This window comes from Flavobacteriales bacterium (assembly GCA_020435415.1).
Classification (GTDB): domain Bacteria; phylum Bacteroidota; class Bacteroidia; order JACJYZ01; family JACJYZ01; genus JACJYZ01.
The window spans coordinates 1-10,326 of record JAGQZQ010000105.1 but is presented as its reverse complement, the minus strand read 5'-3'; the positions used below and the strand labels follow the sequence as shown (position 1 = coordinate 10,326).

At 46.5% G+C, this 10,326-nt stretch carries 9 protein-coding genes; 6 read left to right on the top strand and 3 right to left on the bottom strand.

Translation table 11 applies throughout. From position 1 onward, the window contains the following. Positions 1-212 precede the first annotated feature (212 nt). Both KDD36_13265 and KDD36_13260 read left to right on the top strand, forming a co-directional pair. Positions 213-1,907: a DUF4139 domain-containing protein gene (locus KDD36_13265; protein MCB0397617.1), complete on the top strand. Its 1,695-nt coding sequence runs from the start codon at positions 213-215 to the stop codon at positions 1,905-1,907. Between the two features lie 75 nt (positions 1,908-1,982). After that, positions 1,983-3,923 (top strand): ABC-F family ATP-binding cassette domain-containing protein, encoded by a 1,941-nt coding sequence (locus KDD36_13260; GenBank protein ID MCB0397616.1) that lies wholly within the window; start codon positions 1,983-1,985, stop codon positions 3,921-3,923. Between the two features lie 10 nt (positions 3,924-3,933). Here KDD36_13260 and KDD36_13255 read toward each other — a convergent pair whose 3' ends face one another. Then, positions 3,934-5,310: a Fic family protein gene (locus tag KDD36_13255; protein ID MCB0397615.1), complete on the bottom strand. Its 1,377-nt coding sequence runs from the start codon at positions 5,308-5,310 to the stop codon at positions 3,934-3,936. A gap of 183 nt (positions 5,311-5,493) precedes the next feature. Between KDD36_13255 and KDD36_13250 the strand changes: the two genes are divergently transcribed. The 4 genes from KDD36_13250 to KDD36_13235 all read left to right on the top strand — a co-directional run bounded on the left by KDD36_13250 (position 5,494) and on the right by KDD36_13235 (position 9,044). Beyond that, on the top strand, positions 5,494-5,994 hold the full coding sequence (locus tag KDD36_13250) for a hypothetical protein (GenBank protein ID MCB0397614.1): 501 nt from the start codon (positions 5,494-5,496) through the stop codon (positions 5,992-5,994). Between the two features lie 129 nt (positions 5,995-6,123). Further along, positions 6,124-7,917 (top strand): chloride channel protein, encoded by a 1,794-nt coding sequence (locus KDD36_13245; GenBank protein ID MCB0397613.1) that lies wholly within the window; start codon positions 6,124-6,126, stop codon positions 7,915-7,917. A 104-nt stretch (positions 7,918-8,021) separates the two neighbouring features. Further along, positions 8,022-8,525, top strand: a complete 504-nt coding sequence (locus KDD36_13240; GenBank protein ID MCB0397612.1) for a DnaJ domain-containing protein — start codon at positions 8,022-8,024, stop codon at positions 8,523-8,525. A gap of 99 nt (positions 8,526-8,624) precedes the next feature. Further along, complete coding sequence (locus tag KDD36_13235; GenBank protein ID MCB0397611.1) at positions 8,625-9,044, top strand: nucleoside-diphosphate kinase; 420 nt, start codon at positions 8,625-8,627, stop codon at positions 9,042-9,044. 138 nt (positions 9,045-9,182) lie between these two features. On the opposite strand, the gene KDD36_13230 is transcribed toward KDD36_13235, so the two are convergent. Together KDD36_13230 and recF are read right to left on the bottom strand one after the other, a co-directional pair. Further along, positions 9,183-9,473 (bottom strand): DUF721 domain-containing protein, encoded by a 291-nt coding sequence (locus KDD36_13230; protein ID MCB0397610.1) that lies wholly within the window; start codon positions 9,471-9,473, stop codon positions 9,183-9,185. After that, positions 9,470-10,326 (bottom strand): DNA replication and repair protein RecF (gene recF / locus KDD36_13225; GenBank protein MCB0397609.1); only part of this gene is annotated, 857 nt, incomplete at its 5' end. The genes KDD36_13230 and recF, both read right to left, overlap by 4 nt.

The window sequence follows — 10,326 nt, the reverse complement described above, 5'->3', positions numbered from 1 at the left end:
CTTCCAGGTCGGACTGTGCTTTTTTCAGGCGGTCAATGATACTGTCAGTGACTGAGGCCAATGTGGTTTCCATCATACTCCTAAGATTGAGATAGGTATTTCAAAGTTATAAAAATCAGGTGATGTGCAATGGGCGAAATCCGATTTATGAAATTTATCCGTTGTGTGCATCATATAGCTATACCATAAGTTAAACTTAAATCCATAAGACCATGAGATTACTTCTGACTTTGTTTATGACCGTCCTGACTGTGCTAACAGCAGCAGCCCAGCAAACCCATGAGGTCCAGGCCAAATCAAACATTCACCATGTGACCGTATACCTGGATGGCGCACAGGTCAGCAGACAGGCATCCGTCAATGTGCGGACGGGAAAAAACCTGATCATATTCAAAGGCCTTTCTCCTCAATTGAATGAATCCAGCCTCCAACTCAAGACAGATGATCACATTTCAATATTATCCATCTCCCGAAAAATGGATTTTCTGACCAAAGATGAAGAGGCTCCCCTCATCAGATCACTCAGGGATTCTCTTGAACTCCTTTCAGGAATCATCACCGCACAAAATGACGACCGCGATGCCTTCGAAGCGGAAAAGAAAATGCTATTGAAGAATGAATCCATCGGTGGTCAAAACAACGGCGTTTCGATCACCGACCTGAAAACAGCTTCGGAATTTTTCCGCACGCGAATAATGGACATCAATAAACAGCTCTCCCAAATCAATGCAAAACAGACAAAGACCAAAGAGATTCAACAACGTATCCGTCAGCAATTGCAAACGCTGAATTCCGGCACACAGTACCGACGCTCGGAGGTATCCGTACTGATCTCATCCCCCACAACCGGCATCCGTGATTTCACATTAAGTTACCTCGTACCTGGTGCAGGTTGGGTACCAGTATATGACATCCGTGCTCAGGAAACTGACCAACCCATCAAACTGACCTACCGTGCAAAAGTTTTTAATGACACGGAGATTGATTGGAACGATGCCATGCTTACTCTTAGCACTGCAGACCCTACCCAGACCGCTACCAAGCCCGAACTAAAACCGTGGTACCTGCATTACCGTTCCGGCAGATTGGAAGAAAGTGTCTTTTATAATTCAGGCTTGATTAGTGAGAACCAAAAGCCCCGGCAGGATGAATTGAAACGAGAAGAAATATCATACGGATGGGCCGGTGACCTGAAAAAGAAAAGCGGCGACTATTCTGGCGAAGGTGTTGATATGGATGAACAACAGGGTACCATCATAGAGATGGCGGATCTGAACATAGAATTCGACATAAAGGACAGGTACACTGTTCCGGCAGATGCGAATCCCTACATGGTGGAAGTGGCCACACACGAACTACAGGCAACTTATAAACATTATGCAGCACCAAAGGTAGAAAAGAACGCCTTCCTCATTGCCCGTGTCAGCGGATGGGAAAAGCTGAACCTCGTTACCGGGTATGCCAATATTTATTTCGATGGAACCTACCTCGGTCAATCCCTTATCAACACAGCGCAGGTAAACGATACCCTGGACGTGTCCCTGGGTCGCGACAAAAAGGTGGTGGTAACTCGGGAAATGCAACAGGAATTTTCCTCTAAAAAGGTTATCGGCTCCAATAAGAAAGAAACTTTCAGCTACCAGATTATCGTGAAAAACAACCGAAACTCCGACATTAAGCTCGAGTTATTCGATCAGCTTCCCGTTTCTCAGGACGGGGAGATAGAGGTCAGCAAACTGGAAATATCAGACGGATCACACAATGAATTAAATGGCGAGGTGAGCTGGGCCGTTACCCTTAAACCGGCAGAAAGTCTGAAGAAAACATTATCCTTTGCCATCAAATTCCCTAAAAATAAACCCATCAATACGTCTCAAATGAAGTTTATGAATGCGAGGTATTTCTAATAAATATCATGGTATAGATGCTTTTCCCGTCCTACCTGTTTCAAAATGGGCGAATAGCACACTATCTTTGCACCCATGTATTCAGTTTCCAACCTCAGCGTACACTTCACCGGCGAAGACCTGTTCAAACAGATCTCCTTTCTCATCAATGAAAACGACAAGATCGGTTTGGTCGGAAAGAACGGTGTAGGCAAGAGTACCTTGCTCAAGATCATCGCCGGTAAGCAAAGTCCTTCTTCCGGAGAAGTGGTTATTCCCAACGGCAAGAAACTGGGCTACCTGGCACAGGAGTTCAAGAATGAAAGCGCCAGGACCATATTTGGGGAAACGATGACCGTGTATGACGACATCAGCCGAATCCATGCAGAGATCGACGAGATCAACGCAGAGCTGGGTAGTCGCACGGATTACGAAAGTGACGCCTATATGGCCATCATCACCCGGCTCAGTGAAAAAAGCGAACAACTCAGTCACCTGGACGATGGCAAAAGCGAGAGCAATGTTGAGAAGGTCCTGAAAGGCCTGGGCTTTGAGCGGAAAGACTTTGACCGGTCCCTCACCGAGTTCAGCGGAGGTTGGCAGATGCGGGTGGAACTGGCCAAACTCATCCTTCGCAAACCCGACCTCATGTTGCTTGATGAGCCCACCAACCACCTGGACATCGAAAGCATCCTGTGGCTGGAGGATTTTCTCAGGGAGAACAAAGGTGCACTGATCCTCATCAGTCACGACAGGATGTTCCTGGACCGGGTCACCAACCGCACCGTTGAGATTGTAAATGCCAGGATATACGACTACCCGTGTTCCTACAACCGCTATGTAGAGTTACGAGAAGAACGCCTTAAACAGCAGGAAGCGGCATATACCAACCAACAGCAGTTCATCGCCCAGCAGGAACGTTTTATTGAACGCTTCCGGGCCAAGAACACCAAAGCCAAACAGGTTCAAAGCAAGGTAAAACGTCTTGAAAAACTGGAGCGGGTGGAGTTCGATGAGTTCGACAACCGCCAGATCCGGTTTCGCTTCCCTCCCGCTCCACGCAGCGGCGACATCGTTCTTGAAGCAAAAGACCTGAACAAAAGTTATGGGGAAGCCGAGATTTTAAAAAACCTGGGCTTCACGATCCACCGGGGAGAACGGGTTGCCTTTGTCGGAAAGAACGGCGAGGGGAAATCCACCCTGGTGAAGATGATCATGAAGCAGACAGATTTCGACGGTCACCTTCGCATCGGCCACAACGTGAATATCGGTTACTACGCCCAGGCACAGGAAAATGTGCTGGATGAGAACAAAACGGTATACGACACCCTGGACTCCATCGCTACCGACGAATGGCGCAACATCTCAAGACTGCGCGGACTTCTTGGCTCCTTTCTTTTCCGGGAAGATGACATGGACAAAAAGGTGAAAGTGCTCAGCGGCGGGGAAAAATCCAGGCTGGCCCTGGCACGTCTGCTGCTGAATCCCGTGAACCTGCTGATCCTCGATGAGCCCACGAACCACCTGGACATGAGCGCAAAGGATGTACTCAAGGCCGCCCTCATCGGTTATGACGGCACCCTGGTACTGGTTTCACACGACCGGGATTTCCTGGACGGCCTGACCGAACGCACCTTTGAATTCACCAACAAAGGCATTCGTGATAAGATCGGCGACATTGCCTTGTTCCTGGAAGCTCACCAGGTAGACACCTTCCGTCAGTTCGAGACTGAAGGAAAGAAAACGGCAGAAGCACCCAAAAAAAGCCAACCCGAAAGCGGCAAGGGCAAGCAGATTCGTGAGAAAAGTCAGGCCGCAAAAAAATTATCGCAGGACATTGAACGCAGCGAGAAGGAGATCGCCCGCATCGAAAAAAAGATGAAGGAAGTAGAGAAAGTCCTCGCTGATCCTGATTTTTATTCGGACGCCAAAGCCTCTTCGGAGACCCTTAACCAACATGCCACCCTGAAAGCAGAACTGGAGAAGGTGATGAAACGGTGGGAGGAGTTGAGCACAGAACTGGAAAAGGAGAAGTGATAGTTAGCGGTTAATTGGAGCTTTCCACATTTGATTTTATATCCTCGAAAGTAGTCCGCTTTGCGATGTTTAAAAATTCATGCATTTCTTCAGGCGATATTTTTTCTCCGTACGCCTTGCTAATAACAATATGTTTACGATTTATCCCAACACTGTACTTGTATTGGTCAAAGTAAACATTAAGCTCAATACCCATATTGAAGGCATTTGCCTTTGCGCTCTTATAACCATCAAAACGTAACGAAATATCAATGGTTTGACACCACGCTGCTTCTTCATTCACATTATTAGCATTAGCTGCACTCCTCCCAACATCTCTTTGTACTTTCATCAATAGGGTCTCACGTAAATTTTCGCTACCCGGCAACTGCCTACCATTTACCAAAAATGAAGTATAAAATTTCAAGAATAAATCTCCAAAACGGTTTTTAAGTTCTTCAATAACCAAATCAATCAGAGGACTTAATGAATTATCATATGCGTTGAAGATGTTTACATTGGTCCTTGTCAGCAACTTATCCTTAGCATTTACTTTTTCCCTTTTCCATATTTCAATCTCCTTGTCTAAATCACTTAACTCTTCAATCCTTTCTCCTTTTGCTGCCTTTATGCTCAGCTCAAGGGATCGAATAAGATGTTTGCCTATGTATTCTACAAATGCATCAGCATCACCGGCATCAGCTTTACTCAAAGCCAATAAATAATTCTTTTTGTCAGGAGAAGGAATAATTACCACCGGGTAACCTTTCTTCAGCAGAATGTAATTCATAGCCAATCTTGCAATCCTGCCATTTCCATCATCAAAAGGGTGGATCTGTACAAATCTATGATGAAATAAAGCTGCCAATTGGAGTGGATGAACCTCATTGTCATCAATATGCTTCTTGTAAAAACTCATAAGTTCTTCCATCAAAGCAGGAGTTTCCTCCGGAGAGGCGTACTGAAATATTTCTCCATTTGCCAATCTAACCGAGTTTGGAGAAGATTTATATTTCCCAACAGAGATAAGTTTACGGGTAGGCTGACCATCTGCTGTGATCGCTTCCTTCCAAAATGGTTCCACCAGAATAATTTTATTCAACTCCCGTATGGTACTCTCCGTAAATGGTTGCTCAGGATTATCTGCCAACTCCCTTATGCTATTCAGTGCAACAACGTGCGCTTTCACCTCCTCAAAATCACGCATCTCGTGATCTCCCGTGGCCTTACCGTGCGTTATTAGAATACTGGTCTCGCCATATGTCAGGGTGTTGCCTTCAATATGATTTGAATGAAAGGTCAGATCTAGCTTAATCTTCTTCCAAAGTCTTTCCTTATCCCCCTCCCTCATCGGCAACAACGAATCAAGCTCGGCTCGCAATTTATTTATGGTTTCATATATCTTCATCTCTATTGAACTTAATGAACACTTCAAAAATACCGTCTTTACCAATGCTACTCAAGAGGATTCCAAATATATTTAAACGCTGGTGAACTCCATATAACCTTTTTTTGCTTCGCACATTCATCCAGCACACTCTTTGCTTTCCTACAAATTATTTATCTTCAAATTCTCACTAAAAAGACACGCATGAAAACATTCATCCTCACCACCGCCCTGCTTGCCGGCAGCATGACCATACAGGCACAGGACTTCCCCAAAGAACTTCTATCAGGAGAACACCATACTTCCGTTGGACTTCAGTTCGACGAACCCGCTTCCAACTCAGTGGACATTGAAAGCGAATGTTGGAAGCAGGCCAAAGTATTTGTAGAAGAAGATGTGAAAGCCATGGGCCTTCCGCATACCTTCACATACCTGCGCGCAGCGAAGGGTGCTGGTGGTATCGCAGGAAAATTTGCCAAGGAAGATGTACGTTGCCTGCTGCAGTTCACCTTTTTCAAATACCCAAAAAAGGGTGGCGAAAGGGATGAATATGCAGGAAAACTGGATATCGTGGAAATAGATGAGAATGGCAAGAAAGGTGCGAAGTCTGTGAGATTCACCATTGGTGGAGACGGTGGTGAAAAGATGAGTTACCCGGAATTGCTTGAAGCGTTGAAGAAGCACCTTGCCGAGGGCGGGGAATAGTTTACTGTTCAAAGTTTAAGGTTTAAGGTTGCAACCCAATTTTAAACCTTAAACTTTGAACTTTCAACCCTTAAAAGTCGTAGCTTTGTGGCGTTTTTCGGTCCTATCGACAGAAAACAACGTGCACAGATGGCTGAGGGAACACCGAACAAAAAAAGATCCTGGCTGACACGCTTCCTGATTTGGCGTGTCAAACACATAAAGCACCGGAACTTCGTCATCCTGCTAAGCATTGCTGTGGGATTCAGTACCGGTCTGGCTGCGGTGGTGATCAAGAACTCTGTGTTCACGATCCGCAAATTGCTCACCAGCGGATTTTCCAACTATCAGAACTACCTCTACTTTGCCTACCCCCTTATCGGCATTGTGCTTACGGTAGCTTTCATCAAATACATTCTTAAAAGACCTGTGCGGCATGGCATCCCCAATGCCCTTTATTCCATCTCCCGTAACAATAGCATCCTGCCCGGACATAACATGTTCTCGTCCATCATCACCAGTGCTTTGACGGTGGGATTTGGTGGTAGTGTAGGACTGGAGGGACCATCCGTTGCCACGGGCGCCTCCCTGGGTTCAAACATCGGACGGTTGATGCATATGAACTACAAAAGCATCAGTCTGCTTATAGGCTGTGGCGCGGCCGGTGCCATGGCCAGCATTTTCAGCGCACCGATCGCGGCCATTGTATTTGCCATAGAGGTTATGATGCTGGACCTGACCATGTCTTCTCTGATCCCATTGCTGCTTGCCTCTGCTTCCGCTGCACTGACGTCCCTGCTGCTGACGGAATCGGAAGTGATCTTTCACTATGAATTTCATACCGTCTTCAGTCCGAAGGTAGCCCCCTTCTACCTATTGCTGGGCCTTCTCACCGGAGTCCTCTCCATGTACTTCAGTAAGATGTTCTGGTGGGTGGAAGACAAATTCGGGGAGAACGAACGAAATTTCAAAAAAGCCATTACGGGTGGATTGATCCTGGGCATCCTGATCTTCCTCTTCCCACCGCTCTACGGGGAAGGCTACAACGTAATCAATATGCTATTCACCGGCAACTACGCCGAACTCCTTAACAACAGTTTGTTCTACTCCTTTCATGGCAACCTGTATATCATCTTCGGCTTCCTTATCGCCGTATTGCTGCTCAAGGTCATTGCATCTGCCGTGACATTCGGCGCCGGAGGTGTTGGAGGAATCTTCGCCCCCACCCTGTTCATGGGTGCTATTGCCGGTTTTGTATTCTCAAAAGCCATCAACGAATTGACCATCTTTCATCTTGAGGTCAGCAACTTCATACTGGTGGGCATGGCAGGGCTTATTGCCGGCGTTCTGCAAGCGCCGCTGACCGCCATCTTCCTTATCGCAGAAATCACCGGAGGATACGGCCTCTTTCTACCCCTGATGATGACGTGCGCGATTTCATATGTTACCGTAAAATACTTTATCCCGCATTCTGTGTACAATATGCAACTTGCCAAACGGGGCGATCTGATCACGCACCACAAAGACAAGGCGGTACTTAACAGACTACAGGTATCACAGGTGATTGAAAATGACTTTGAGAGTATCCGCCCGGATCAGACCCTGGGGGAGTTGGTTAAGATCGTTGCACGTTCACACCGGAATATCTTTCCTGTTCTTGATGAAGACCGGGTACTGGTAGGGGTTGTGTTGCTGAATGATATCCGAGAGATCATGTTCCAGCCCGAAAAATATGACACGGTGCGTGTAGAAACATTAATGGATATGCCTCCGGCCTTTATCAGGGAAAAAGATGCCATGGAACGGGTGGCGAATACATTCACCGAAACAGGTGCCTGGAATTTACCGGTAATCACTCATGACGGCAAATACCACGGTTTTATCTCGAGATCAAAATTATTCTCTGCTTACCGGCGCCAGCTGGTGGAATTTTCCGAGGACTGATCCTTTTACATCGGGACTTCTGGCTAAATACCGGGATACTTTAATGTGTTTTTTGTTTATTAGGGGATTGCAACGATGAATCCATGGCAGCCGTAAAACAATACATGCGGATCAATTACTATGAATTGCTTGGTATTAGCAGCGATGCTTCGGATGCGGACATCAAGAAGGCATATCGTAAGGTTGCCATGAAGATGCATCCGGATGTTAACCCTTCACCGGAGGCCAACAGACTGTTCGCCGAGATCAACCTGGCCTATGAGACGCTGATTGACACCAATAAGCGTTTTAATTATGATTACTTCCGGAAATATGGAAGAATGCCAGGGACCAACCCCAAGACGCCACCGGGACCGGCTGCTCCCAAATACAATACCACCGGTCAGCCACCACGCTATAAGGAAGGTCCGTTACGCGAAAAGATGGTGGCATCACGCAATCCTGTTGTGATCAAAAGCTTCCTCATCTGTCTCTTGTTCCTGGGCTTTCTATTCCTCACTCTGCCCGTGCGGGCCGTCATCTCCGGTGTTTGGGACCCCGTGTTTATTTTTGTAATGCTTCCTGGATTTGTGTTGGTTCGTGATGCGTGGAACAGCCTGAATGTTTAAGGCTTCATTGCATCACATCGATACGAATCACCATCCCATAACACACCTCTTCCCTTATTTTACTATTTTCGCAGCCAAATCAATAAAACTTTACCCCCAATGGCCGGAAATACCACATTTACCATGATCAAGCCGGATGCTGTAGAGAACGGACACATCGGTGCGATCCTAGACATGATCATCAAAGGCGGCTTTCGCATTGTTGCCATGAAATACCTGAAGCTATCCAAGGAACGAGCAGGTGAATTTTATGCTGTTCACCGGGAAAGACCATTTTATGATGAGCTGGTTTATTTTATGTCATCCGGACCGATCGTTGCGGCCATTCTTGAAAAGGACAATGCTGTGGAGGATTTCCGTACGTTGATCGGTGCCACCAACCCTCAGGAAGCAGCAGAAGGAACCATCCGGAAGAAATTTGCAGAGTCCATTAGTGCCAATGCTGTTCACGGTTCGGACAGCGACGAGAATGCAAAGATCGAAGGAGACTTTTTCTTTAAGCAGGACGAAAGATTTTAGATTATTAGAAATTAGATTACCAGATTTCAGACAGAAAGAGGTCAGACGGAACCATTATGGAATGTCTGGCCTCTTTTTTTGTCTAATGTCTAATGTCTATTATCTAATGTCTGGAATCTGATATCTGTCCTCCACCCATCACCGGATCACAATATCCTCTATCAGCTTTTCTCCGGCCAGCTCATTCAGTTTCTGAACCAGTCCGGACTTGACATAGTTAAGTTCTTCCCTTATCACGGAAGAATTCATCTTCACATAAAGCTTATCATCAAATATTTTCACTTCCAGGGTGTGTCTGGCAATGGTTTCTCCGACAACCTCCGCCCATCCTTCGATCAATTTGTGTTGGGCGAGTTTCTTATCCAGTCCGGAAGATTTCAATAATTCTTTGATCACCTCACCGAGGGACTGTTCGTTTGATTTTCTCATGATTCGGCGGTTAACGGCTTTTTTACAGCTCCTTCATTTACCTCGTATATCTCCGCATCCACGCCAGGCTGAGTAAAAATGGCCGGGAGACGACCGGTATGGGCATCGGTAATAAACACCTGACCAAAGGCTTCCGTTGCGATAAGTTTCATCAGGGAAGCCACACGATGCTCATCGAGTTTATCGAACACATCATCGATCATTAAGATGGGCTTTACCTTCTTGATCTCTGCCATGAGGGCATACTGTGAAAGCTTCAGCGCAATCAGATATGTTTTCTGCTGCCCTTGAGAACCCATACGCTTCACGGCATACTCCCCCAACTGAAATACAAGGTCATCCTTATGCACACCCCGGCCGGTATGCTGCAGTACCAGGTCACGCGACGTATGCTCCAGCAACCATTCCTTCTGGGATTTTTCATGAAGATGGGATTGATAGGTCAAGGAGACTTGCTCCTTCCCTCCTGAAAGCCGTTCATAGTAATCCTGGAACACCGCCGTCAATCTTTCCAGGAATGCTTTCCTGGTTTCATAGATGTGCTGGGCGGGGCCTTCCATCTGCATACTAAGGATATCCAGGGTCTCGCTTTTTCGGATCCCCTCAATAGCCATGTGTTTTAATAGTGCATTCCTTTGAGACAACAAGCGGTTATAATTCAGAAGGCTTTCCAGGTATGCACGATCATACTGGGCAATGACCCCATCCATGAACCGGCGCCGGTCTTCACTGAAACCGGTAACAAGGTTCATATCATAAGGGGAGATCATAACCGCCGGCAGCAATCCGATATGATCGGCAAGACGCTCGTATTCCTTCTGACCCCGTTTGACTTGCTTTCTGCTCCCCTTTT